This window comes from Pseudoalteromonas sp. ND6B (assembly GCF_000764215.1).
GTDB classification, from domain to species: domain Bacteria; phylum Pseudomonadota; class Gammaproteobacteria; order Enterobacterales; family Alteromonadaceae; genus Pseudoalteromonas; species Pseudoalteromonas tetraodonis.
The window spans coordinates 58,210-83,900 of the sequence record NZ_JQFL01000003.1 but is presented as its reverse complement, the minus strand read 5'-3'; the positions used below and the strand labels follow the sequence as shown (position 1 = coordinate 83,900).

The following is a 25,691-nucleotide window of genomic DNA, read 5'->3' as shown; positions in this document are numbered from 1 at the left end:
AAAAATGAGGGTTTCTATAATTAATGAATATATACTTTAAATAGCATTATTTAGCTATAAAAGTCTAGCTTTTGAGTTCAGGGTAATAATAAATGATTAACATCAATAATTATACGCACCATCAAGAATAAACCATAAGCTCAGCAATGAATATACGCCTAAAGGTATAAAATAGATTGCTACATATTTTATTATCGAAAATTAAATAAGGTAAGGCAGCGGACTAATTTAAATAATTGTAGGTATTTTGAGGAAGAAACAGGAAATGATACTTTAAACGCAAATGGCGCTCTCGGTAGGGATCGAACCTACAACTCAGCCTCCGGAGGGCCACGTGATATCCATTTCACCACGAGAGCACATTTGTTGCCGCCACATCAACTCGCGATATCAATGCTTTAGCATGCGCAATAATAAAGGCATCTTTGTATAAATGCCAGCATGATTCGTTTACATGTCTATAATTTAAACTAATCACTTCACAAAAGGTAAAAAAAGCGCTATTTGTTTATATTCTATAAAAAAACAGTAACGCTTTAGACACATATTATCTATTATTGTCACTGAACGGAAAGATTAAACACGAGGAAGTAATTATGAAGTTAATGTCAACAGAGCAAGTTGCTGAATTTTTAGGTGTAAAAGCAGAGCGCGTTAAACGCCTTGCTCGAGAAAGCCTATTAATCGCTAAATCAGAAGATGATAACGGCGAAATGCAATTTGACGCTGATGAAGTAGCAAAATACAAAGAGCTTGCGGAACGCTTTGGCGGACTTTAACCCTCCATTAAAGCAATAAGCTCATCCAGTTGCGCGCGCAATACAACAACCTGATTGTTTATAGCGCGTTGCTCATACCAACCTATACATAACAGTAAGTAAACTAACTGATAGCAATTGAGTTTATGCATAGATAAATAAAATTGACCTGATAGGGTGTGCGTTTTGTAATTGTTAAGCAGAGCCTGCTTGCCTGAAGCATCTAATTTAAAACTAACCGCTAACGCAGCAAGATCAAAATACACATCATTTGTTTGAGCATACTCAAAATCGATTAAATAAACGCCTTGCGGGTTTACCACGATATTTTCTTTGACTAAGTCGTTATGGCAAAAGCCGCTATCTACGGGCATGTTGGCTATGCTTTTTAATGTTTTTCTTATGAGCTTTTCATACTGTTTAAACACTAATAAATGCTGATAGGTTTGCAATTCCAAAGCTATATTCATTGCCTCATTATTAGTTGTATACGCATGAAGCTTAACAAGTTTAGTCAGTAGCGGCATCGCCAAATAAGACTGAGCGACGTCGCCATCAATATAGTTAAAAGCTGCGCGCTTATTTTGCTTATCAAGCCAGATGGGAGCAGAGCAAACTTGTTGTTTACTGAGCTCATATTGGGCATGTAACCCTACTTGTGGCCAATACGCTTTATAACACTTTAATAAATAAGCTTGGCTGTCAGTACGGATCAAAAAGTTATCGTTGCTTAAACCGTTAACCAAATACTCTGTTGAGGTTATTGTGCTCGGTACTAAAAACGCGCTACAAATATTAACTAACTGAGAATGCTGATTCATAGATTAAAGTTGCGCCATGGGCTTGGCTTGGCTTTGCTCGTATTCTTCGTACCACGTTTTAAATCCCCATGCTGCCATAACGGTATAAAATACAAATAAAACAAGGGTTGGGTAATAGCCTTTTTCATAGTACAAATACATAGAGGCCGCATCAATGACTATCCAATAGAGCCAATTTTCTAGTACTTTTTTAGCTACCAGATACGTAGTAACCACGGCAAAGCAGGTTGTGAAACTATCAAGATACGCAAAATCTGCATGCGTATAGTTTTGCATTACATAGCCAATTGCTAATGACACTAATGTAGTCAGTACAATTAAAATAATATGTCGGTTTACCGGCCAGGATGTAATTAGTCGCTGCGCTTGATTAGCCTTGCCTTTGCGCCACACGACCCAACCAAACACCGCCATATACATATAATAAAAGTTTAGTAACGACTCCATTAGCAGCGCGCCATTCCAATACATAATGGTATAAATCAGCGTACTAAAAAAAGCCGCAGGCCAGCACCATAAGTTCTCTTTAATGGCCAGTAATAAATACGCCATCGACAAAGCAACCGCAATATATTCCCAATGCGACATAGCAGTAAAACCACTGAGTATTTGCGTTACAAAATCCATCATTATAAAACGACCGTGTTTGTTAAGGGGTTATTCGGGAGATAAATCGCCCGAAATAAATTTACACACAAATATAGCTTTACCAAATTGCTCATATGAATGTTTAATTTCTGTGCTGATCACTTGCATAACTAGATCATAATCACCAAATATTTGGGTCGACATCGTATTAGTGATCACTTTAAGCTCTTCGTAGGCATTAACTCTGTCGATAAAGCCTTTAATAAAAGGAATGTAATCTTGGTGGAGCGGGTATTTACTGATCTCTACTGATAATTTCATTTCAAACTCACCTTTTTAATTATTTGATTTCAACTAATCATTCAACGCAACTTAAATACAGTGTAAAATTACACTAACACTCAATTTAAATGAGCTCATTATGGCACGCAGAATTACCTACACTTTTAAAAATCAACCGCGCGAAATTAACTTCGCCAAAGATAAATACCACGATATGTATCAGGCTATTGCGGCTGCCGAAGGTATCGATTTAACTAACTACTTAAACATGGTACGCCAAATTGAAATGACCTCTAAAGGATCATCGGCTGTGCGTAACTTTCGTGATCAAGAATTTGCTCGCATGGGCTTTAGCGATATTTACTTTATAAAAGAGTAGCGATACCGATTAAGTGAGCATCACGATCATTCTAGTAATGTAAACTTAATGGGTATTTTTAAAATAAATATTAGCGCTGGTACTCATAACTTACGCGCGGTGTAATATTACACAATAACTCGTAAGATATAGTATCAGCACATTGTGCAATTTCTTCTACCGGCAACTCAGGGCCCCACATTACTACTTCATCGCCGACTTTGATGCCATCAGCATTTTCACCAATATCAACACTGATCATATCCATAGAGATGTTGCCAGCAATACCATAACGTTTGCCAGCAATCACTACTGGGGTACCATGTTTAGCATGACGCGGATAACCATCACCATAGCCCATAGCAACCACTGCAAGCTTAGTCGGCTGAGCACTTTGCCAACTGCCACCATAACCAACACCTTGCGCAGCATCAACATCGCGAATTGCAATGACCTTAGTGGTTAAGCGCATCACCGGCTTAAGCTGATGATCTTTGCCTGAAGTGTTAAGCATTGGTGATACACCATACATCATCAAGCCTGGACGCACCCACTCGCCATGACCGGCAGGCCAAGCAATAATACCGGCCGAATTTGCTAAACAATGTGCTTGTTGTTTGCCTTGCACTAATGAATCAAACAAAGCAATTTGCTCAGCTGTTTTGGGATCATTAACATCATCGGCACTGGAAAAGTGCGTCATTAAATTGATTGTATCTTTAGCATTATTAGTCGCTTGCAAGCGCTGATAAAAATCATTCAATTGCGTCGGTGCAACCCCTAAACGATGCATACCCGTATTGATTTTTAACCAGCAACTGATTGGTGCATCGAGCTTTGCATTTTCAAGTGCTCTGAGCTGGTTTTCATCATGGATTATGGTTTGAAAGTTATTGGCTAATAAAATCGGCAAGTCATCTTGATGGAAAAAACCTTCCAACAACACAATAGGCTTGGTCAGCCCGCCTGCTCGAAGTGCGAGCGCTTCATCTATTCGTGCCACTGCAAATGCGTCGGCATCATTAAGGTGCTGCGCTATTTTAACTAAACCATGGCCATAAGCATTGGCTTTTAATACCGCCATAACTTTACTGTTAGGCGCAAACTGTCTCACTTGCGCTAAATTATGAGCAAGTGCTTGTAAGTTAATTTCGGCAATAGCTAAGCGCATTAGTAATCATCATCTACAGCAGGCCCCGCGTAATTATCAAAGCGAGAGAATTGACCTTGGAAGGTTAGGCGCACTTTACCAATCGGACCGTTACGCTGTTTACCGATGATAATTTCTGCAACACCTTTATCAGTACTGTCTTCGTTGTATACTTCGTCACGATAAATAAACATGATTAAATCGGCATCTTGCTCAATAGAGCCCGACTCACGCAAATCTGAGTTAATTGGGCGTTTATCAGCACGTTGCTCTAGGGTACGGTTAAGCTGCGATAGTGCAACAACCGGACACTGTAATTCTTTTGCTAATGCTTTAAGTGAACGTGAAATTTCGGCAATTTCTAAGGTACGATTATCTGACAAGCTAGGTACGCGCATTAATTGTAGGTAATCGACCATGATCATACTAATACCACCATGATCGCGGGCAATACGACGTGCACGTGAACGTACATCAGTGGGTGTTAAGCCTGAGGCGTCATCAACATACATTTTGCCTTTTTCCATGAGTAACCCCATGGTTGATGAAAGGCGCGCCCAGTCATCGTCATCTAGCTGACCAGTACGTACTTTGGTTTGGTTAATTCGGCCAAGGGACGCCAGCATCCTCATCATAATTTGTTCAGAGGGCATCTCTAGTGAGTAGATAAGTACAGGCTTGTCTTGGGTCATTGCTGCATGCTCAGCAAGGTTCATCGCAAAGGTAGTTTTACCCATCGATGGACGTGCTGCTACAATAATTAAATCTGAGGGCTGCAGACCAGTCGTCATTTTATCTAAATCAGCGTAACCTGTGCTTACACCGGTAACACCATCTTGTGGTGACTGATAAAGCTCTTCTATTTTATCAACGGTTTTTTCAAGTATATTGTGAATGCTTTGCGGGCCATCACTACTTTTTGTACGTTGCTCAGCAATTTTAAATACTTTGCTCTCAGCAAAGTCGAGTAAATCGTGACTTGTGCGCCCTTCTGGGTTAAAGCCTGCCTCAGCAATTTCATTGGCGACACCAATCATTTCACGCACAACTGCACGCTCGCGTACAATGCTAGCGTAAGCATCAATATTAGCAGCACTTGGGGTGTTTTTAGCTATTTCGGCTAAATACGCAAAGCCGCCAATCCCTGAAAGCTGATTATTTTTTTCTAAACTTTCAGAAATAGTAATTAAATCAATCGGATCGCCAATTTCAGCCAGTGCTGTCATTGCCTCAAAAATAAGCTTATGGGTACGGGTATAAAAGTCCTGTGACACAACAAGTTCAGCTACGCGATCAAATGCTTGATTATCAAGCATTAAACCACCTAAAACAGATTGTTCAGCTTCTATTGAATGGGGAGGAACTTTAAGAGTGTCGACTTGCTTATCTGGTTTGGCCATAACTTCACAGTACTAAAATTGAATGGCTCTATTCTATCGACTTGGCGGGGCTGTGCAAATAGCAAAGCAGGAAATCTTTCCTGCTTTTTGTAACTTAAAATAAAATGGATGATTATTGACGCTTAAGTCCAATCGTCCCACTTATGGTATTCATTTCTACACTGGCATCGGTGCCATTAGTATTAAACTTAATTCCACTTGCTGGGCCATATTTGGCTTTTTGCACTTGGTCGCTCGTTAGCTGGTTGTCAATTTTACCGCCGGCATGGGCTTGCACTTCAAATTGTGCCGATAAATCAGCTGGAAAGTAAAACTCAGCATTGCCACTTACAGATTCAAAACTTACATCAGCATCACTTAAAAGGCGATTAATACGCACTTCAACTTCGCCATTTACAGTGCTTATTTGTAACTCTTTGATTGCATCGAAGGTAAGATTGATATCACCGTTTACGTTTTCTAAGCGAATATCATTGGCAGTCGAGTTTGATTTTATATTCCCATTAACCGCATTAAAACGAACTTCTCCGTTAGATTGCTGATCATCAATTGCGCCATTTACAGTTTCAAATTGCACTTTACCACTGAGGTTTTTTGCGTTGATGTCACCGTTAACACTAGTAAGCTTAATATCGCCGTTAAGATCATTTACAGTAATGGCGCCATTGACTACATCAATTTCAGTGCCTCTTTTTAACTCTTTTGCAGTTACTGAAGCGTTAACCCCAACATACTCCAGCGCACTGCTTTGCGGCATGAAAATAGTTAGCGTTGAGCCATTATTGTTATTATCCCAATTTGAAAGATCAGGCATTTTTACAATAAACTGAGTTTTATTACCTTGTGTTTTAAGAGTGTAGCCTTGTGCTTTATCATCAAGCTCGCCGCTCACTTTAAATTGGTTTTTCCCCCAGCCCATAATATTTACATTGCCGCGCTGATTTTCTATATGAATAACGCCACCGTTTGGTACTTCAATTTGTTGTTCTATTTTTTCACCGGCAAATACAGCCATTGGTAATAAAGCGATTCCAAGTATTATTGCTTTCATTTATTTCTCCTAGATTTGTTGCCAACGCGGTGCATGCACCTTGTTAATTAAGTCGAGTTGTTGTTGATATACTTGCGCTAACATAGACAGTAGCGCCTTATTTTGTGGTTCATTTTCAAGTGTTTGCTTTATAGCCTGCTCAGCATCTTCAAGTTCTTGTAGCTGCACTTGCCAGTTATCTGTTAGTGCCGCTTGGCTTTGGTATTGAACAAGTAAACTTTGTTTTTGCTTAGTAAAAAAATCACTCATCGCCACAGCGGTATTTGTCTCTGGAGATGTAAAAAACACCATAGTGCTAACCAAAGCAGCCACACAACATGCCGCAATAGCAGTTAGCTTCGGCCAAACTACACTCTTAACTGTACTTGCCTGCTTATTAGTCATTATGGCGCGCTCAATCCCATCCCAGAGCTCTTTATCGGGTGTTATATTTTTATTTAATTGTGTTAGCGACTCATTTAAGTAGTCATCAAAATTTGTTTTACTCATTTTCGTACCACTGTTTTAATAATTGCCTTGCACGATGATATTGCGCCTTACTAGAGCCTACAGCCATGCCTAGCAAGGTTGCTATTTCTTCATGCCTATAACCTTCAACGGCATACAGTACAAATACCATTCTTGCGCGCTCAGGCAGCCTAACGATTAATTTATCTAAGCCATTTAAGCCATTGCAGTCATTTGCAGATTGCTCATCCATACCGCTTTGTTCAAAGCTAATAACTTTATTAAGCCAATGTTTTTGCTTACGCACATAGCTAATAGCAATATTACTGGTGACACTGTAAAGCCAGGTAGAAAATTGCGAACGCCCATCAAATTGCGCTATTTTGTGCCATACCTGTACAAATACTTCTTGAGTTGCATCTTGCGCATGCCCCTCATCGGCAATTAGCCTCAGGCATAAGCCATAAACTTTTGCTTTATGCATGTCATAGAGCGCTTTATAGGCTAACTGGTCGCCGTTTTTAACTTGATCAATAAGCATTTGCTGCACTTGATCAGTTATTGGCTGATTAGCGTCCATTAACATCGCAAATTTTTCCTGTTTATAATTATGTAATTGCAATTTAACTTATTAGACGTGAGAAGAAATAGAAAGGTTTAAATGAAATAGAAAATATTTGTAGAAAATGAAGCTTTATTTTAGAAAAGTGTTTGATTTAATCCACAGCAAACAATTTATTGTTTTGAATTACAAATTTTAGATACAAAAAAACCGTGCAAAGCACGGTTTTTTTTAACTTAATTTTAAAAATTAAGCTTCAGCAATAACGATTACTTTAATAGTAGCTGTTACGTCTGAGTGTACTGCGATTGCAACGTCAAATTCGCCAGTCTCACGGATAGTACCTAGAGGTAAACGAACTTCTGATTTAGCAACTTCAACACCAACAGCTGAGATAGCGTCAGCGATGTCACGAGTACCGATTGAACCGAATAATTTACCTTCGTCACCAGCTTTAGATACTAATGTAACTTCTGCTAATGCTTCAAGTTTGTCAGCGCGTGCTTGTGCTGCAGTTAACTGTTCAGCGATTTTTGCTTCTAGTTCTGCGCGACGTGCGTCAAACGTTTCAATGTTTGCTTTAGTTGCAGGAACTGCCTTACCTTGTGGGAAAAGGAAGTTACGTGCGAAGCCAGATTTAACAACAACCTGGTCACCTAGGCCACCTAGGTTAGCGATCTTATCTAGTAGAATAACTTGCATGTTTCTACACCTTTTAAAAACGTGTTAATCCGCTGCTTACTTATGTAAGTCAGTGTATGGAAGAAGGGCTAAGTAGCGAGCACGCTTAATAGCAGTTGCTAGCTGGCGCTGGTATTTAGCGCTAGTACCTGTGATACGGCTAGGTACGATTTTGCCACTTTCTGTAACATAGTTTCTAAGAGTAGCTAGATCTTTGTAATCGATTTGTTGTACGCCTTCCGCTTTAAAGCGGCAGAACTTACGACGTCTGAAATAACGTGCCATGAGATTAATTCCTCAAATAATTCTTTCTATATGCTGAGCATGCAAAACCAATTGGCTAAGGCCGTTACGACCTTCGTGGCGATTTAAAAAACCACTCACTTGCAATGCCTGCCCAACGTGCAAATGTTGAGTCTGTTGTTGCATTTGCTTACCACTGGCAACCACCTGAAGCCTCACATAACTATTACGGTTAAGATCTGCTTCAACTTGCATTGATTTATGTTCTACAACAAAAATACAATGCGGTATGCCCGCGGGGCTTTGGCTAAACTTGGGTGTTTTACAAACAACCCCCGATATAACCAGCTGATTCGTATATGGGCTAACCATTATAGTAACTGCTGACTACGTGCCATGCTAGGACTCAAAACAATTAAGCAGCTGGTGCTTCTTTCTTCTCTTCTCTTACAAGAGGAGACGCTTCAGTTACAGCGTTTTTAGTACGCATAACTAAGTTACGAAGCACTGCATCGTTGTAGCGGAAAGTAGTTTCTAGCTCGCTGATTACTTCAGTTGGTGCTTCAACGTTCATAAGAACATAATGAGCTTTATGAAGCTTGTTGATTGGGTAAGCCAGTTGACGACGGCCCCAGTCTTCAAGACGGTGGATAGTACCACCTGCTTCAGTGATAGAACCAGTATAACGTTCGATCATACCAGATACTTGCTCACTCTGATCAGGGTGAACCATGAATACGATTTCGTAATGACGCATGGATATTCCTTACGGTTAATAGAGCCTTCTACCGTTTCGGCCGGTCGGTTTAAGGCAAGGAATTAATAGTTTAAAAGCCGAAATGAGCGCGCATTTTACGCTTAGTAGGATAATTAAGCAAGCAGGTTTTTTTAAGCTTTAATAGATAAGGGTTCGGGCTTCGGGCTTCGGGCTTCGGGCTTCGGGCTTCGGGCTTCGGGCTTCGGGAAGACATTATTGGATGCTCCCTTTATATCAATAAGTAAAATAAAGATAAGTGTTTAATATTTACTAGGTAAGCGCGAGCTTGCTCGCTTGAAAAGTGGAGCTTTTAATTACTTAAGCCCTACATTTGCCCCTAAAATATAAACATTTACTCAAATCTAAAGCCGTGCAATTATTAAACAACACATTATTTAATAAGGATATTTATGAAGCTTTTACTATCGCTTGTGTTAATAGTTACTTTTAGTACACCTGTTTTAAGCTATGCAGACACCGCTACAACCGACATAACCGTGGGTAAAAAGGTCATTCTACAATCAAAAATACTTAACGAAGACAGACCTATCAGAATATTCATACCTGACAATGTAAAAGACGATCAGCCGCTCTATGTTATTTATTTACTTGATGGTGTTGAGCACTTTCATACGGCGTCTGGCGTTATAAAATCCCTTGTTGATTACGAGCAGATACCTAATGCAATGCTTGTTGCTATTGATACAACCAACCGTGTTCGTGATTACTTACCTAAAGTACAAGGTGAGCCTAAAACGGAGTTTCAAACCTTTGTTAAAAATAAATGGCCTGACGCAGGGCAAACCGATAATTTTTTAAAGTTTGTGTCTGATGAGCTCATGCCCTATATAAATAGCAACTACCCAACTAATGGTTACAACACCTTAATTGGTCATTCTAATGCTGGTACATTAGCGCTTTATACTTTAGTTAATCAACCAGCATTATTTAACAACTACATCGCTATAAGCCCAAATAGTTGGTGGAGTGATGAAGAGTTAAAAAGTAATATCACTAAATACACTAAAAACCCTAAAGGCGCTCAAGCGTTATTTATTAGTGTTGCAAGTGAAGGCGCACGCTTTTATACCGGCGTATTAAATACTTTAGTAAATTTAGAGCAACAAATGCCCACACAGCTAAAATGGAAATATAAGCATTATCCCACTTTTACTCATATGGGCACCATACTTCCAGCACTTAGCGATAGCCTAATTCACTTATTTAGCGACCTAATATTTAAAGTGACTGACGAGCACGGAAAATTTGCAGATGTATCATTGATTACCGGTTACTACCAAGCACTTAGTGATAAGTACGGATTTGAGCTTAAAATTCCACAAGATGTGTACGCAGAATTTGCTCATAGCCAGCAGAAATTTGGCAACACTAAAAAAGCGATAACAACACTTAAACACTTTACTCGCGATTATCCTAATGCTGCATACTCTCACATGCGATTATCGCAAGGTTACACGGCTGACAAACAGTTTAAAGAAGCCGCTACCAGTATGAAACATGCACTAAAGCTTGCTAAACAAAACTCGCGAGATCCACTGTTAGTTGATGCACTACAAGATATGGTGAATGAAGCAAAAGAGAATTTGTAGCTCATTAATTTAAAAGCATTACGAGCTTCGATCGTCGCGTCAGCAAGCTGTACGCCTACACTAAAGAAAGCATTAGCCTATAAAAAAACCGATGCTTAAACTAAACATCGGTTTTTCTTTGGCTGAAAGCTGACAGCTAAAAACTGACCGCTTGTCTTTATCACTTCCCTATCGCTTCTTTGGCGAATAGGTGTTTGATTGGGCCTAGGTTATCAACGAGTGAAAGCCCTACTCCCCGAATCAGCTTTTTAACTGGATTGGCACCTTCAAATAACTCTTTTAGCCCTTGCATCATGGCAATGTGTTTTTGTGCGTCGAGCTTACGGGTGCGCTCGTAATCACGCAGTGTGCGCGTACTTGCAAATTCTTTGGTGTCTTGACTTAGTAGCTCGATTAAATAAGCGGCATCTTTTAGGCCCAGATTCATACCCAGCCCTGCCAATGGATGAATGGTATGCGCTGCATCGCCCATTAGCACCACGTTGCCATTTACCCATTGCTGGGCATAACGCATTTTAAGTGGGAACGCGACGCGCTTACTTTGCACTTCACATAAACCGCATTGGCCATCTATTGCAGCCATAACTGCTTTATTAAAAGTGGTGTCGTCCATTGCTAACAATTCATCACAATGATTAGGGCTGGTAGACCACACAATTGAATGAGTATGCTCATCGCTCAATGGCAAGAACGCTAGCGGCCCTGTAGGTAAAAACACTTGGCGTGCGGTATTTTTGTGTGACTCTTTAGTTTTAACTGTCGCTACTAACGCATGGTGGTCGTAATCTTTAAAGCTCAGCGCCATATTAAACTGTTTACGAATCGCTGAATTTGCACCATCAGCCGCCACCAGCAACTTAGCAATAATAGGTTCGCCAGTTTTTAAATTAATAAATACATCAGACTCGCTTTGGTGTATTTGCTGATACTCGGTATTAAACATGAGTGTGGCATTACTTTGCTGCTCAAGCTCTTTTATTAGTGCAAAGCGAATAATATCGTTTTCAACAATGTGGCCTAAATGCTCAAGCTCAAGCTGCTCGTTATTAAAGGTTATTTTTCCAAAGCTGTCGGCATCGCGTACATCCATGTGCGTATAAGCACAAGCACGCTCAGCTATTATGTGTGGCCATACATTTAACTGCTCGAGCAAAGTTTGGCTGGCAATACTCAATGCGCTTACACGTAAACCATAGTCATCGCTCGGTGGAGCTTGAGTTGGCGCTGCATCTAACACAACCACACTGATATTCGCTTTAGCAAGCCCTAGCGCCAGCGTTAAACCTACGCAGCCACCACCCACTATACAAACCTGTACTTGTTTCATAAACGTGTACCTTGTTTAACTTGTCCCATTAACTGTTTAGCCAATGGGGCTTTAAATGCGGGGAATAAATCCATTGAAAATAGCCCAATACTACGACCAAGCGCTAACACCCGTGATGAGTTTGAAAAAAGTCGAACCAGTGCATCGGTCAATGTCATTACGGTTTTTATATCATCACTGCGCTTAATTGAATATTGACGAGTAAAGGCATAACTACCTAAATCGTGTTCACTGTTTGCTATTAAGTCACTCAGCACTTGTACGTCGCGCAGCCCTAAATTAAAGCCTTGACCTGCAATTGGGTGAATGGCATGTGCCGCGTTACCTATTACCACAGTACGGTGCGCTGTTAACGATTCTATTTGCCCATAAACCAGCGGATAACTGGCGCGCATACCGACTTTTATAAATTGCCCTGCACGATAACCAAAGGTGGTTTGCAGTACGCTTAAAAAGTCTGACTCACTTAATGCCATATGCTGCTCAATATGCTCTTGACGCATACACCATACTAACGAATAACGGTTATTACTCATGGGTAATAAGGCCATTGGGCCGTTTTGAGTAAAACGCTCAAACGCATGATGGTTATGTCCACCAGCCACTTCTATATTGGCAATAATCGCGCCTTGTTCATAAGGCTGGGTATTGAAACCTAAGCCTAGCAAGTGACGGGTTGGCGATTGTGCACCGTCGGCAATCACTAACAGCTTAGCACTTAGTTTTTCGCTGCTTTGTAATGTCAGTTCATTACTTTCGGCATTTTGTTTTATCGCTGTTACGCTATTAGGGCAAAAAAGCGATATATTTGATTGCGTTAAACGTTGATGCAGCGCTCTGCCAAATGGGTTTACCTCTACCACATAGCCTAATGAGGGTTTAGTAAACTCATCACACTGTATGTGGGTTTTACCAAAGTGCCCTTTGTCTGACACACTGACTTTTTTTATGGCCGCCGCATAGGGAGCGTTTATTTCAAACAAATTGAGGCTTTGTAAATACTCCACCGACTGCTGTGCAAGTGCGATGCTTCTGTCGTCAAAACTTGGGTGATAATCTGTGGTTACTTGGTTTGCTTCAACCACGGCAATATGTAGGCTGGGATTTTTTTTACTTATACTCAGTGCGCAACTTGCGCCCACTAAACCACCGCCAATAACTACAACATCAAACTGCTTAGCCACTTTTATCTCCAAGCTTATGCGTTTTTAGCGCTTTGCATTAACGCTTCTATTTCGCTAATTTTTTTAGGCACGGTAATCGTTAAGTTTTCGTGACCAGACTCAGTTACTAATAAGTTATCTTCAATACGAATACCTATGCCTTGGTATTTTTTGGGTGCGTTTGAATCTTTATTAATATAAAGCCCAGGTTCAATGGTCAGTACCATACCAGGTTCAAAAGCACGCTCTTGGTTATTAACCTTGTAACCACCTACATCGTGAACATCGAGTCCTAACCAATGGCCAAGACCATGCATGTAGTATTCTTTACAGGCTCCTTGCGCCATTAGCTCATCAAAGTCGCCGGTTAAAATACCTAAATCGAGTAAACCTTGGGTTAGCACTTGCATAGCGAGTTTATTAGCCTGCGATAAGTAGCCACCGGGCTTTACTTCGCTAAATGCGACTTCTTGCGCTTTAAGCACAATATTATAAAGCGCAGCTTGCTCGGTGCTAAATTTACCATTAACGGGGAAAGTACGGGTAATGTCGGCTGCGTAACCTTGTAGCTCACAACCTGAATCAATCAGCACTAGGTCGCCATTGTTTAATACATCGCTGTTTTGGGTGTAGTGCAAAATATTAGCGTTATCGCCACTACCGACAATGGTGCCATAAGCTGGATATGGCGCACCGTTCATTGCATAGTGATGATGAAGCTCTGCCTCTAGTTGAAACTCGGTTGCGCCAACGTGGGAAAAGCGCATGGCACGCATGTGTGCTCGGGCACTTATTTCACAGCCTTCACGCATAATGTTAATTTCACTTGGCGATTTAAACAGGCGCATTTCATGTAATAACGGGCGAATATCTTTAATTGTACTCGGTGCTGCATCCCCTTTTTTAGGGGCACTGCGCAAAGTGTTAAGCATTGAAAATACTTTGCCGTCAAAGGCAGGATACGCCCCTTGTGCATAAAATAAAATCTGTTGGCCGTTCACCAAATTCAATAATTGTTCGTTTAGTTCACTTAATGCATAAGTTTTGTCGAATAAGTATTCGCTTTGCGCTTTTTCAAAACCAATGCGCCTGCCGTGCCATACCTCTGCAAGTTTATCTTTATCTAAACAAAACAATATAGAAGGCGTATCACTGTCTTTGCATAACACCAATACCGCATCGGGTTCGTTAAAACCAGTTAAGTAAAAAAAGTCACTGTCTTGTCGAAACGGATAATGAGTATCTCGGCTACGTGTGAGCTCGGTTGCAGCAGGAATTATCGCAATACTGTTGCTATCCATTGCCGCCAATAAACGCTCGCGGCGCGCTTTAAACTCTGACTTTTGTATTTCAACCATTAATAACTAACCCATTACTTTTGTTGTATTACTAAATTAATGCAGTGTTTTTTTATTGCTTTGTGGGTTTTGCTCTTTGCCAAGTTCAGCAAAACATAGTAACGCCGATACGCGTACGTACTCAATCACTTCATGCAGTGCTTGGCTATCTTCTTCGGTTTCTTCAAAGGTTGTATCAAGGCGCGTAATTTCGCTAAAGTCGCTAATCACTTCTTTTACATCTGCCGACAGCTTGCCATAGTCTTTTTGCTTTAAGCCAAAGCCCAGCATAAACCCAGCTACCCATGATACGAGCCCATTGGCTTGATCGATGAGTGTTTCGTCATCACTCGGTAAAAACAAATCAAATTGAAACTCTTCATTGTTAAAGCTTTCAACAACTTGTTGATAAACTTTACCAAAAAACTGTTTTAAATCGTTGCTAAACGACTCGCCATCATTAAATACGTCGCTCAGTAAGCCTAAGTATTCTTTATCGTCAATGCTTAGCCCACAAGCAAGTAAACCGCTAATAACGCCATGCGCTTCAGCAGGTGATACAAATATTTCGTTTTTCTCTAAAAGAAGTTGGGCTTTTTCGTAATCTGGTAAGTTATTCATAATGACGTCTTCGCTTTGCTAATTAAAGCAATGCTACCACTCGATAAAAAGCAACTCCAATGAATTCTATGACTGAGGTCAAAAGCAAGCGATTGAAAAGCTGATTAAGTTCAAAAAGCAATCTTAAAAGTAAATACAAGATTAGGGTCTGTTGACCCTTCAAGGTTAAATTTGCAGCAGTCTGTTTGGTATTTAGGCAAGGCAGAGCCTATGTGGTGTGGTTATTCCCCATAAATAGGCGATAACGTAGCATTAATCCCAAACAGGCGCTGCCCGAAGGGTTCTGCCTAGGGGCGATTTACTCTTTGTTGCTCGGTTTTTACTTAGCCCACTAGGTTACAAACCTCGCGCCGCGATTAAACCGCCCCTAGTTTGAACAAATTTTAATCCGCAAAGGTCAACAGACCCTAAATTTGCAGGAAAACTGAGCGAACGGTTTAATTTTTTACGTTTGGGGTTTAAGGATTGGAATATGTCTTATATACTGAATTTGTTCCCTGGGGTGCAGGAGCTTGGTTAAGTCCCTGAGCCGATAAATTTTATACCAGGATTTTTGTTCGTCTACTATTGTGCAAGCTCGGCATGTACCGAGAAGCCTACGGTAAACCGCAGATTTCCGCCCTGAAACCTCAAGGTTTCAGGACTGACACCCGGCACCGCATTCTCGGGGAACACCTCCAATAACTTTAATTCCCCAGCAATTACTTTTATATCCTTATTTTATTAATCACCTAGTTATTATAAAAAACACCGAACTGAATTTTTTACAGTCCGATGCTTTACTTACTAGTACCTGAAACTTAGTGCCTGAAACTTCTACTTATCTATGTAGTCTGCACTTACTTAAACCAGCCTTGAAAGCGCTCCATCAGCATATAGTTAACCGGAACGAGTAATAAGGTTATAAAGGTCGCAAATATAATCCCAAAACCTAGGCTTACTGCCATAGGAATTAAAAACTGCGCCTGAGTCGCCTTTTCAAACAGCAGCGGCATTAAGCCTATAAAGGTGGTTAAACTAGTTAGCATAACCGGGCGAAAACGCGCTACGCCGGCGGTTTTAACAGCTTCCATTAAATCGAGCCCTTCACTGCGCTTTTTATTAATAAAATCAACCAATACTAACGAGTCGTTCACCACGACCCCAATTAACGCGAGCATTCCCAGCAAACTCATAATGGTAAGCTCCATAGCCATGATCCAATGGCCAATTACTGCGCCAATCATGCCAAAAGGAATAATGCTCATCACCACCAGTGGCTGTAAGTACGATTTAAAGGGAATTGCGAGCAATCCATAAATTACAAAAAATACAAATACCATTCCCCACAATAATGAACCAAACGATTCGCGCTGCTCTTTGGCTTCACCTTCTAATGAATGGCTTACACCTGGGTATTGTTGCACAAGTTCATCTAAGTAGGTTTTTAAATCAGCTTGAAGCACGGTCATATTGGTATCGGTTTTTTCTACATCCGCCGACACATTAAGAGTACGGTAACGATCAATACGGGTAATGGTTGATGGGCTTTGACCCGGTACTAAAGTGGCCACGTGTGACAGCGGCACTCGCCCACCATTAGGTGTTTGTATTAATATATCTTTTAAATCAGCAACTGAGCGCCTTTCATCTATAGGTAAGCGCACCATAACGCGCACATCATCACGCCCGCGTTGAATGCGCTGTACTTGTACACCAAAAAACGAGTTACGCACTTGTCTTGATACATCAACTCTATTTAATCCAAGTGCAAGCCCTTGCTCTGTTAGCTCTATTTGTAGCTCTTCTTTACCATCAGACATGCTATCGGCAATATCAAACACGCTTGGATAAGTGGCCAATCGTTGTTTAATTTGCTCAGCCACTGTTTGCAGTGTGGTTATGGAATTACCCGATAATTGAATATCAATTGGGTTTGAGCTTCTACCTATTTCTGCTCTAAATGTGAGACTTTCAGCCCCTGGGATCACCCCTATTAATTGCCGCCACTCTTTTACCAACTCACGCGAACCAATATCAGACTCTCGTTGTTCTGCTGGGGTGATTTCAAAGCGCACACTACCCGAATTAGCCGCACCGCCTCGCCCGCCAGTGCTCGCTAGAATATTAAGGATAATACTTTGCCCTGTTTCTTCATCTTGATACTTACGCTGAAGCTCTCTGGCTTTATCTGACATATCAATAATGTATTTATTCGTGACTTCAAACGGTGTTCCCGCAGGAAAAGTTAAATTAACCCGAACTGTTTCACTGGGAATACGTGGGAAGAAAATAAACTTAGTCCAACCACTGGTGATCATGGTTAAAATAATTAAAAACACGCCCATAAATAAACTGACTGTGGCCAGTTTGTTGCGTAGCGCTAGCCCTAATACGGGTTGGTAATATTTTAAAATGGCATGCTCAAAACCATCTGCAAAACGTTGTTGGAGTTGCTCTAATTTAGAACCTTTGCCTTTTTGCTGGCGCAGTTTGATATATTTTAAATGCGCTGGCAGCACAAATTTAGATTCAATCAATGAAAACAATAATACCGGAATAACCACCACCGGAATTTGCGCAAAAATAGCGCCTCGCGCGCCTTCTATAAAACCTAACGGTAAAAAAGCGGCCACGGTGGTTAACACGCCAAATGTAACTGGCGTGGCTACTTCTTGAGTTCCTTTTATAGCAGCCTCTTCGCCCGATTTGGCGGTTTTTAAATGGGTATACACGTTTTCACCGGTAACAATAGCATCGTCCACCACAATCCCTAGCACCAATATAAAACCAAATAAGCTGATCACATTTATGGTCACGCCAAAGGCGGCCATTGCCATAAACGCGCCCATAAATGAAACCGGAATACCAATAAATACCCAAAACGCGATGGCAGGTCTTAAAAATAAAGTCAGTAACCCCAGTACCAAAATACCGCCCTGTAAAGCATTGCTAGTTAGGGTAGCAATACGGCTTTTTACTACCTCAGAGTCATCATCCCAATAGCTTAAATAAAACCCTTGCGGTAAATTAGCTTGCTCACTGGTAATATAGTTTTTAACTGCATCGGCCACTTCTATCGCACTTTGCGGACCAATGCGGTACACATCGATAAATGCGGCTTGTTTGCCATTAAAGCGGGTGCGCACAGGGGTTTCTTCAAAATCATCATTAATGGTTGCAATATCACTTAAGCGAATAATAGTGCCATCGGCTTGATTTTTTATCACAATGCTTGCAAATTCATCTTTGCGGTAAGCTTGCCCTTTAGAGCGAATAAGTACATCGCCGCCCTCTGTTTTAAGGTTTCCTGCTGAAATATCAGAACTTGAATTGGCAATGGCACTGGATATTTGCGCCAAGGTTAAATCGTATTGGCGCAGCGTATCTTGGCTTACTTCGATTGCCAGCTCATAATTACGTACGCCACTAAGTTCAACTTGGGTAATCGCCGGAATACGCAGTAATTCATCACGGACTTGCTCTGCATATTCTAGGGTTTCTTTTTCGTTATAGTCACTTGAAACAGTGACTGCTATTACTTCACGCTTACGCTGGATTAACCCTATTACTGGTTTTTCTGCATCGGCTGGAAAGGTATTAATGGCATCGACACGGCTCTTTATATCCGCTAACAATTCACGCTCGTCATAGCCAGTATCAACCTCAACGCTCACTTGTGATGACCCCTCAGAAGAGCGGCTCGATATTTGTTTAATACCTTCGAGATCTTGTAATGCTTCTTCTATTCGTATGGTGACCCCTTTTTCAGCATCTTCTGGGGTTGAACCACGTAAACTTACACTAATATTTATACGATCAGAAACAAACGAGGGAAACACCTCTAGCGGTAACTTAGAAGACAGGCTGAATAGGCCGCCCAACACAATACTAATTAGCAGTAAGTTGGCAGCCACATGGTTACGTGTAAACCAAGCGATCATGGCTGCTCTCCTGGTTTTTGTGCTTTAGGAGTCGCATCCATTATCTGCACTGGCGTACCTGAACTCACTTGACCCAGTGGCGTCAGCACTAATTGACTACCCGCTTCAAGACCTTTACTCACAATGCCTTGCAGCGCATTTTGCCACGCTAAAGCAATATTTTTACGCTGTAGTGTGCCATTTTCAACCACATAAACATAACTGCCTTGATATATCGCACTATTGGGAATAACGAGTACCTGAGAGGCGACTTTGCCATTAATTTTAGCTTTAACGTATTGCCCTATTTTCACTGGGTATTGATTATCACTGGTTGATTTATAAGGGTCATTAATTTTAGCCACCACATACAATTGCTGAGCACTTTCATCTATTGCGCCCTCAGTACGAATAAGTTGGCCTTGCCATTGTTGCTCGCCAATTAAATCTGAAGTGAAATTAACCGCTGAGCCACGCTGATTTTTAGCACCATCTCGATATTGCTCAGGTAAATTAATAAAAGGCAGATCTTTATTCTTTATCGGTAAGCGTATTTCAACACTGTCGGTTGCATAAATTGTCGCCAACTGCATATTGTTAGATACCACCTGACCTAAGTCAACGCTGCGGTTTAATACTCGCCCAGCATAAGGGGCTTTAATTTTAGTACGTTCAAGATTTAGTTGCGCTTTTTCCAATTGTGCTTGTGCTGACAAAACCTGTGCTTGCGCTGCAGCTAGCTGTGGCTTTCTAAGTACTAAAATACTCGGTTCAGACTCATTGCCTAAACGTTGCCAATCAGTAAGCGCTTGTCGGCCTCGCGCTTGCTCTTCTAATAAGTTTTGCTCGGCATTGAGCAAATTAGCTTGTGCTGATTTAACTTCTGCTTTTAAATCGCGATCATCTAACTGAAGTAACACATCGCCTTTTTCAAAAAAGCCGCCTTCGCGGAACTGCTCATTTATATCAATAATCAGCCCAGAAACCTGAGCCACCAACATACTTTGAGTTCGTGGTTTAACCGTGCCAAAGCTATCAATTTCAACGGGGTAGTCAATTAACTGCAATGGTTTTACCGCTACATTAATTTTTGCTTTTGGCGGTGCTGAAAAACGTGATGCTTTAGGCGGGTTTCCTTTAATAAACATTACCAAAAAAATGGTCGCTATAATGATAGCAGCGGGAACAATTATTTTTTGTTTGTTGAGTTTCATAGTGCTTGCTCATCCTGTGCGGATCTTGATTTTGCAAAGTCGCCCCCAAGAGCAACATGTAATTTAATGCGATTTGTGAGTAATTGGTTTTTAATTTCAATCAGTGAACTTTGTGCATCAAACGAGCGTGCTTGTGCATCTAATACGGTGGTGTAGCTCACTAAACCACTTTGATATTGTTCAAACGATAATTGCTCTGCTGCTAAGGCATTTTCTTGTGCCTGCAAGGTGCTTTGGTAGCGTGCCTTTAAAGATTGTTGTTGGGTAATAGCATTTTCAACATCACCAAATGCATCATATAAAGATTGCAGATAGGCTTGCTCTTGCTTTTGCGTTTGTAAACTGGCTATTTCCTCGTTCGCAGCGAGTCGCCCAGCGTCAAAAATAGGCGCTGAAATGCTACCAATAAGTGACCACGCAAGACTTGAAGCAGAAAATAAGTCGCTTACCCTGTTAGTGCTATCGCTTAAACCTGCCGCTAAATTTAAACTCGGAAAACGCTGTTTATGCGCATACGCAAGCGAAGCGTCGCTGGCTAATAACTGATACCAACTAGCACGCAACGCAGGTTTGCGAGTAATAAGCTCCGACGGTAAACCAAGAGGAATGTCGTCATTAATTACAGATAGGTCGTTATTCGCTGCTATCAATCCTTTTGGATACTCCCCCAATAAACGCTCAAGACTACGTGCAGCTTGAGTCAAATTTGCTTTTTGGGTTGCTATACGGGAGCGTTCATTGTTTAACTCATTGCGAGCTAAATAAACATCTAACGCTTCATTTAAACCTTGGCGATAACCCGACTCAATAATCTCAAGGTTTTGCTGGGCGTTAGCTTCTCTGCGCTTAAACAAATCAAGTAATTGCTCTGCACTGATTAAGTTAAACCAATTTGTTATAACATCTGCAATAAGCTGTTGTTTAGTTTGCTCATAGCGAGCTTGCTGAGCAAGGTAGTTGAGGTTGTCTCTGCGCTTTGCATCAGAGAGTTTACCCCATAAATCAATTTCATAGCCTAACTCTAACGATACAGAGCTTGAGTTATTATAACTAACCGGACGATTATCTTTGCTCCGTCCTACTCGCGTTGAAATATCTAAACTGGGCCATAAAGCGGCACCGGTGACAATTAATTGCTGTTTTTGTATTTCTACATCAAAACGGTTTTGCAATAGTTGCTGATTGTTTTTTAGCGCTTGAGTAACTAGCTGCTTTACTGTTGGTGAAGCAAGTTTATTAAACCATGTGTCGTTGACAGCAACTACTGATTCAACAGCTGTTTGTTGCCACTGATCTGGGAGTGTATTCGGTGCTTGCTCACGTAGTTGCGGGTTTAAGTTACTCGCACAACCACTTAGCAGCATAATACTTATTGCCAATAAAGATGGCTTATATTGCCACATTATGTTTAAACCTGATTAATGCTATTTATGAATGTTATTCAAGCACTTTAGCAAACTTTGCTCAATTGACTTTACATAACATTACATACTTTGCGATGAAATTATAAGTGCCGTAGATACGCCAAGTATTAACATATTGATCACAAATTAATAAACAACCTAATTTTTAGCCAAAAAAGCTGAATAAAGTTCTCAAAGCGGTACGAAAAGGACAGAGGGACTTACTGTTTATGACGTGCTGGAAAAATAGAGCAGGATAGAAAAAACTTAGAAACAAAAAAGCCCCGCATATGCGAGGCTTTGTATAAATGGTGCCTCGACCCGGAATCGAACCAGGGACACGAGGATTTTCAATCCTCTGCTCTACCAACTGAGCTATCGAGGCACTTAAACAGTGCAATAGTTAAATTAACTATTTAAATAAATGGTGCCGACTAACCGAGTCGAACGGTTGACCTACTGATTACAAGTCAGTTGCTCTACCAGCTGAGCTAAGTCGGCACACTAAACTGTGTGCTAAGGCACTTTATCAATTTTAAAGATTGATAACTTTTAGTAAATGGTGCCTCGACCCGGAATCGAACCAGGGACACGAGGATTTTCAATCCTCTGCTCTACCAACTGAGCTATCGAGGCACTTAAACAGTGCTAGTGAACTGCTTTTAGCAATTTCACTTTTATAAATGGTGCCGACTAACCGAGTCGAACGGTTGACCTACTGATTACAAGTCAGTTGCTCTACCAGCTGAGCTAAGTCGGCACACTAAACTGTGTGCTAAGGCACGTGTAATAACGTTTAATCTTATGATTTGAAACACTATTACTTTAATAATGGTGCCTCGACCCGGAATCGAACCAGGGACACGAGGATTTTCAATCCTCTGCTCTACCAACTGAGCTATCGAGGCACTTAAACAGTGCTAATTAAAAATCTTAACGGATTTTTAATGCAATTCCCAGCTAGCTCTACTGACTGGCTATCTGGGCGTGCGGCGTATTAAACGAGTTTTGCCCCTACAAGTCAACTTTTTTTTTATTCTTTATAATCGTTTGAACGGTTTTCAAACAACTCGAGGCTATTTTCGTTAATACAGTGTATTTATCCAACAAAAGAGTTTAAAAAACGTAGTGAATTATTTTTTTTAGGTGTTACGATTGAATAATAACTTTCGGTACAGGCTTACCGTTTTAATAATAAGACCACAGGAAAACTCATGCAGAGCAAGCCCTCTTCAGCAATAAAAGGCCTACTACCTTTATTCTTAGTTAGTAACCTTATAATAACCGCATTATTTGTAGTCGCCTTTGCGCTTTATTCACAAGGCAATGCTGATAACAATGCATCTGCTCCAACCTCTACTTTATCGTTAACAAAACTTGCTGAACGTCTTGATCAGCCTTTAGCAGAAGCATTAACAATATACGGGCAAGACAAGGTCACACAATTACTCGATATAACCACCTTACTCAATGATGATTATAAATATACGCTCCACCGTTTTAATGCCAATAATCAAGCCGAGTTAGTTTATAGTAATAACAGTAAAGCAATTGCGCCTTTAGCTGTTAATAAACATATTAAAGAACAAAATACTCTTCATCATTTGATCTCATCAGAGGGACAGGTAATTGGAGAGCTTATTATTGAGCAAACACAGTCCTCAGTTACACCATCAAATCAACACTCACCACTAAATGCCTATTTTGTTGCCTTTGCTGCACTGGTAGTGCTGTTTGTATTAGCACTCATGTTGAATAAGTACATTAACAAGCGATTACATAAAAATACTGATTCACTTACTCAAGAACTAAAAGAAATTACGCAAAATGATAACTATCAAAGCACCCTAAATGAGCAACTAGAGGGTGGTTTAGAAACGGTAGCTCAACAAGTTAATTTGTTACTCAAAAAGGTGAGTAAGGTTCAAGCTGACGATCAAGCGGCGAAAAAAGAATTAAAAAAATTACAAACAAGCCTTGAAACAGAAGTACAAAGCAGAACCTTTGAGTTAGAAAAACAAACGCAAAAAGCGCTAAAAGCCAGTGAAACTAAAACCACCTTTTTAGCCACTATGAGTCATGAAATAAGAACACCAATGAATGGCGTAATCGGTACCATTGATTTACTTCGTCAAACAGAGCTTGATGGTGCACAGCAACGTTTAAGTACAATTATTCGTGAATCTGCATTCTCGTTACTCAGTATCTTAGATGATATTTTGGATTTTTCTAAAATTGAAGCAGGAAAGCTCAATATAGACCCGACTCCCTTCTCTGTTGCAGATACACTAGAAGAAGTCGCAAAGGTGTTATCGTCAGTTGCAAAAAATCGTCACCTAGAACTCGATTTATCAATTGCACCCGATATTCCTAATAACCTTATGGGCGACTCAGTCAGGGTTCGCCAAGTACTTTATAACTTATGTAGCAATGCCATTAAATTTACCAGCACTAACGGCTCTACCCAAGGTAGAGTGAAAATATCGGTAGAAGTTGCACATAACACTGCCGATCATTTTACGCTACGTTTTTGCGTAAGTGATAATGGTAAAGGAATGACTCAGTCTCAATTAAGGAAAATATTCAGCCCGTTTACTCAAGCTGAAAGTTCAATTACCCGAGAATTTGGCGGTACAGGACTTGGGCTTTCAATTTGTAAAAGCTTAACCGAGCTAATGCTTGGTACAATAAATGTTACAAGCCATGAAGGGATTGGTAGTGAATTTACCGTTGAACTGCCTTTTTCAACGGCAGGTAAAACTGAATTTGCTCATAAAAATACACTCAATGGCAAACATGTTGTTGTTGTTAGTGATAATGCTGAACGCGGCAAGGTAATTTATCGTTACTTGTCATTTATGGGGGCCAAAATAACCTATGCCCATGAGCAAAAGGACATAGAAAATCATCAAGACACAAAGGATATTATTTGGGTTGTTGATGGTATTGACGACATGAGTAGCATTAGCACCTTGCTAAGAAGTTTACTTTACTCACTAGAAGATAATAATCAGCAAATGGTGGTATTAAGTAAGCTAGATGAAGCCGTTATTAATCATAAAAATATTTTTTATATTAATGCTTCACCACTGTGCAAATCTAACTTTATGCTTTCAATTTTGGTTGCGGCAGGCTTACATAAACCTAAGCAAATAAAAAAAGCTAAAAGCATGAATCATTACTTAAATTCAGAAGAAGCACTCGCTGCGAATAGGCTTGTTTTATTGGTAGAAGATAACTTACTAAACCAAGAGGTACTTACCGAGCAGTTACACATACTAGGGTATAGTGTGGAAGTAGCGAATAATGGTGAGGAAGGCATAGAGATGTGGCGTAAAAACAGCTATTCGCTCATCCTAACCGATTTACATATGCCGAAAATGTCTGGCTACGATATGGTTGAAAAGATTAGAGAAGAAGCAGCACTGTTAGAAGCAATCGACGCCCAACCTTATATTATTGCTGTAACAGCCAATGCCTTAAAAGGCGAAAGAGAACGCTGTTTAGCTGTGGGAATTAATGACTTTATAACTAAACCGATTGAGTTAAATGCGCTTGAGGACATATTAAATCAATGGAGCGATTTAGATAATAAACAGCCAAAACAAATTAGTTCAGCTGAAAAGCCAGCCATGCCTATTAACATGGAGTCTGCCAACAAATATATAAATGGCGATGATGCTAAAAAAATTCGCTTCTTTAAAATGTATTTAGAGCAAAGCCAAGAACAAATTAAATCAATCAACTTTGCGGTACTACAAAAGAGTCAAAGTGAAATTATAGCTGCCTGCCATCAATTGAAATCTATATCAAAAACAGTGGGGGCTAATATTGTGGCTGATTTAGCGCAGTCATTTGAGGATAAGTGTAAGGCTGATGAAATAAATGCCGATGAGTTAATTGAGATGAGAGATGAGCTCGAAATTGAATATTCAAGAGCAGCACAATTTTTAAAAGAACAAATTAGAAACCACGATCAACAAGATGACTTGATTTAACTAAACTGTTCATAGGTA

At 40.4% G+C, this 25,691-nt stretch carries 23 protein-coding genes, 6 tRNA genes and 1 other RNA gene; 5 read left to right on the top strand and 25 right to left on the bottom strand.

The features are described from left to right. Positions 1 to 284: 284 nt before the first annotated feature. Positions 285 to 359 (bottom strand) — tRNA-Arg (locus ND6B_RS17300). A 237-nt stretch (positions 360 to 596) separates the two neighbouring features. Between ND6B_RS17300 and ND6B_RS17305 the strand changes: the two genes are divergently transcribed. Beyond that, the gene (locus ND6B_RS17305) at positions 597 to 779 is read left to right on the top strand and encodes a hypothetical protein (protein ID WP_008110377.1); all 183 of its coding nucleotides are present in this window, start codon (positions 597 to 599) and stop codon (positions 777 to 779) included. Here ND6B_RS17305 and ND6B_RS17310 read toward each other — a convergent pair. The 3 genes from ND6B_RS17310 to ND6B_RS17320 are packed head-to-tail and all read right to left on the bottom strand — an operon-like array spanning position 776 to position 2,488. Then, positions 776 to 1,579 carry a phosphotransferase family protein gene (locus ND6B_RS17310; protein ID WP_016900133.1) on the bottom strand — a complete coding sequence of 268 codons (804 nt, stop codon included), beginning with the start codon at positions 1,577 to 1,579 and terminating at the stop codon, positions 776 to 778. The two genes, ND6B_RS17305 and ND6B_RS17310, sit on opposite strands and share 4 nt — an antisense overlap. A 3-nt stretch (positions 1,580 to 1,582) precedes the next feature. Further along, on the bottom strand, positions 1,583 to 2,206 hold the full coding sequence (gene pnuC / locus ND6B_RS17315; protein WP_013464158.1) for a nicotinamide riboside transporter PnuC: 624 nt from the start codon (positions 2,204 to 2,206) through the stop codon (positions 1,583 to 1,585). Positions 2,207 to 2,236: 30 nt separating this feature from the next. Next, entirely contained in the window at positions 2,237 to 2,488 is a 252-nt protein-coding gene (locus ND6B_RS17320; RefSeq protein ID WP_008110382.1) for a hypothetical protein, read from the bottom strand. 100 nt (positions 2,489 to 2,588) lie between these two features. Here ND6B_RS17320 and ND6B_RS17325 point away from each other — a divergent pair, with 100 nt between their 5' ends. Further along, positions 2,589 to 2,828 (top strand): DUF2960 domain-containing protein, encoded by a 240-nt coding sequence (locus tag ND6B_RS17325; protein WP_004588463.1) that lies wholly within the window; start codon positions 2,589 to 2,591, stop codon positions 2,826 to 2,828. 70 nt (positions 2,829 to 2,898) lie between these two features. On the opposite strand, the gene alr is transcribed toward ND6B_RS17325, so the two are convergent. From alr to rpsF, 9 genes are all read right to left on the bottom strand, one after another. Beyond that, on the bottom strand, positions 2,899 to 3,978 hold the full coding sequence (gene alr, locus ND6B_RS17330; protein ID WP_016900131.1) for an alanine racemase: 1,080 nt from the start codon (positions 3,976 to 3,978) through the stop codon (positions 2,899 to 2,901). Further along, positions 3,978 to 5,357 (bottom strand): replicative DNA helicase, encoded by a 1,380-nt coding sequence (dnaB, locus tag ND6B_RS17335; protein ID WP_016900130.1) that lies wholly within the window; start codon positions 5,355 to 5,357, stop codon positions 3,978 to 3,980. Before dnaB ends, alr begins: the two co-directional genes overlap by 1 nt. 112 nt (positions 5,358 to 5,469) lie before the next feature. Continuing rightward, positions 5,470 to 6,408 (bottom strand): DUF4097 family beta strand repeat-containing protein, encoded by a 939-nt coding sequence (locus ND6B_RS17340; protein WP_016900129.1) that lies wholly within the window; start codon positions 6,406 to 6,408, stop codon positions 5,470 to 5,472. Positions 6,409 to 6,417: 9 nt separating this feature from the next. Continuing rightward, the gene (locus tag ND6B_RS17345; protein WP_016900128.1) at positions 6,418 to 6,897 is read right to left on the bottom strand and encodes a hypothetical protein; all 480 of its coding nucleotides are present in this window, start codon (positions 6,895 to 6,897) and stop codon (positions 6,418 to 6,420) included. Next, the gene (locus ND6B_RS17350) at positions 6,890 to 7,441 is read right to left on the bottom strand and encodes an RNA polymerase sigma factor (RefSeq protein ID WP_016900127.1); all 552 of its coding nucleotides are present in this window, start codon (positions 7,439 to 7,441) and stop codon (positions 6,890 to 6,892) included. The genes ND6B_RS17345 and ND6B_RS17350 overlap by 8 nt, the downstream gene beginning before the upstream one ends. Before the next feature lie 225 nt (positions 7,442 to 7,666). Then, on the bottom strand, positions 7,667 to 8,119 hold the full coding sequence (rplI, locus tag ND6B_RS17355; protein WP_008110407.1) for a 50S ribosomal protein L9: 453 nt from the start codon (positions 8,117 to 8,119) through the stop codon (positions 7,667 to 7,669). Between the two features lie 36 nt (positions 8,120 to 8,155). Next, a complete protein-coding gene (rpsR, locus tag ND6B_RS17360) occupies positions 8,156 to 8,383 on the bottom strand; it encodes a 30S ribosomal protein S18 (RefSeq protein WP_002962753.1) in 228 nt (75 codons plus the stop codon). A 12-nt stretch (positions 8,384 to 8,395) separates the two neighbouring features. Continuing rightward, a complete protein-coding gene (priB, locus tag ND6B_RS17365) occupies positions 8,396 to 8,713 on the bottom strand; it encodes a primosomal replication protein N (protein ID WP_008466122.1) in 318 nt (105 codons plus the stop codon). A 43-nt stretch (positions 8,714 to 8,756) separates the two neighbouring features. Next, positions 8,757 to 9,098 carry a 30S ribosomal protein S6 gene (gene rpsF, locus ND6B_RS17370; protein WP_008110420.1) on the bottom strand — a complete coding sequence of 114 codons (342 nt, stop codon included), beginning with the start codon at positions 9,096 to 9,098 and terminating at the stop codon, positions 8,757 to 8,759. Between the two features lie 410 nt (positions 9,099 to 9,508). On the opposite strand from rpsF, the gene ND6B_RS17375 reads away from it, so the two are divergent. Then, a complete protein-coding gene (locus ND6B_RS17375; RefSeq protein ID WP_033102610.1) occupies positions 9,509 to 10,708 on the top strand; it encodes an alpha/beta hydrolase-fold protein in 1,200 nt (399 codons plus the stop codon). Positions 10,709 to 10,868: 160 nt separating this feature from the next. Here the strand turns inward: ND6B_RS17375 and ND6B_RS17380 are convergent, their stop codons facing one another. From ND6B_RS17380 to ND6B_RS17395, 4 genes are read right to left on the bottom strand one after another with little or no spacing between them, the layout of a single operon-like run. Then, positions 10,869 to 12,035: an FAD-dependent monooxygenase gene (locus ND6B_RS17380; protein WP_033102609.1), complete on the bottom strand. Its 1,167-nt coding sequence runs from the start codon at positions 12,033 to 12,035 to the stop codon at positions 10,869 to 10,871. Continuing rightward, the gene (gene ubiH / locus ND6B_RS17385; RefSeq protein ID WP_033102608.1) at positions 12,032 to 13,219 is read right to left on the bottom strand and encodes a 2-octaprenyl-6-methoxyphenyl hydroxylase; all 1,188 of its coding nucleotides are present in this window, start codon (positions 13,217 to 13,219) and stop codon (positions 12,032 to 12,034) included. Before ubiH ends, ND6B_RS17380 begins: the two co-directional genes overlap by 4 nt. A gap of 14 nt (positions 13,220 to 13,233) precedes the next feature. Next, positions 13,234 to 14,556, bottom strand: coding sequence for a Xaa-Pro aminopeptidase (pepP, locus tag ND6B_RS17390; RefSeq protein WP_033102607.1), 1,323 nt, complete (start codon positions 14,554 to 14,556; stop codon positions 13,234 to 13,236). A gap of 36 nt (positions 14,557 to 14,592) precedes the next feature. Further along, entirely contained in the window at positions 14,593 to 15,156 is a 564-nt protein-coding gene (locus tag ND6B_RS17395; protein WP_024600851.1) for a UPF0149 family protein, read from the bottom strand. A gap of 491 nt (positions 15,157 to 15,647) precedes the next feature. Between ND6B_RS17395 and ssrS the strand changes: the two genes are divergently transcribed. Then, positions 15,648 to 15,831: non-coding RNA, 6S RNA (ssrS, locus tag ND6B_RS19805), on the top strand. Between the two features lie 164 nt (positions 15,832 to 15,995). Here ssrS and ND6B_RS17400 read toward each other — a convergent pair. The 8 genes from ND6B_RS17400 to ND6B_RS17435 form a co-directional block, all read right to left on the bottom strand. Further along, complete coding sequence (locus ND6B_RS17400; protein ID WP_033102606.1) at positions 15,996 to 19,079, bottom strand: efflux RND transporter permease subunit; 3,084 nt, start codon at positions 19,077 to 19,079, stop codon at positions 15,996 to 15,998. Continuing rightward, entirely contained in the window at positions 19,076 to 20,272 is a 1,197-nt protein-coding gene (locus ND6B_RS17405) for an efflux RND transporter periplasmic adaptor subunit (RefSeq protein WP_028834372.1), read from the bottom strand. The genes ND6B_RS17400 and ND6B_RS17405 overlap by 4 nt, the downstream gene beginning before the upstream one ends. Then, positions 20,269 to 21,675 (bottom strand): TolC family protein, encoded by a 1,407-nt coding sequence (locus ND6B_RS17410; protein WP_033102605.1) that lies wholly within the window; start codon positions 21,673 to 21,675, stop codon positions 20,269 to 20,271. The genes ND6B_RS17405 and ND6B_RS17410 overlap by 4 nt, the downstream gene beginning before the upstream one ends. 309 nt (positions 21,676 to 21,984) lie before the next feature. After that, positions 21,985 to 22,060: transfer RNA gene (locus ND6B_RS17415), tRNA-Phe, on the bottom strand. Between the two features lie 40 nt (positions 22,061 to 22,100). Beyond that, positions 22,101 to 22,176: transfer RNA gene (locus ND6B_RS17420), tRNA-Thr, on the bottom strand. A gap of 59 nt (positions 22,177 to 22,235) precedes the next feature. Next, positions 22,236 to 22,311: transfer RNA gene (locus ND6B_RS17425), tRNA-Phe, on the bottom strand. A 48-nt stretch (positions 22,312 to 22,359) separates the two neighbouring features. Further along, a tRNA-Thr gene (locus tag ND6B_RS17430) sits at positions 22,360 to 22,435 on the bottom strand. A gap of 72 nt (positions 22,436 to 22,507) precedes the next feature. Beyond that, positions 22,508 to 22,583 (bottom strand) — tRNA-Phe (locus ND6B_RS17435). Positions 22,584 to 22,889: 306 nt separating this feature from the next. On the opposite strand from ND6B_RS17435, the gene ND6B_RS17440 reads away from it, so the two are divergent. Beyond that, positions 22,890 to 25,673, top strand: coding sequence for an ATP-binding protein (locus tag ND6B_RS17440; protein WP_033102604.1), 2,784 nt, complete (start codon positions 22,890 to 22,892; stop codon positions 25,671 to 25,673). Positions 25,674 to 25,691: the final 18 nt, after the last annotated feature.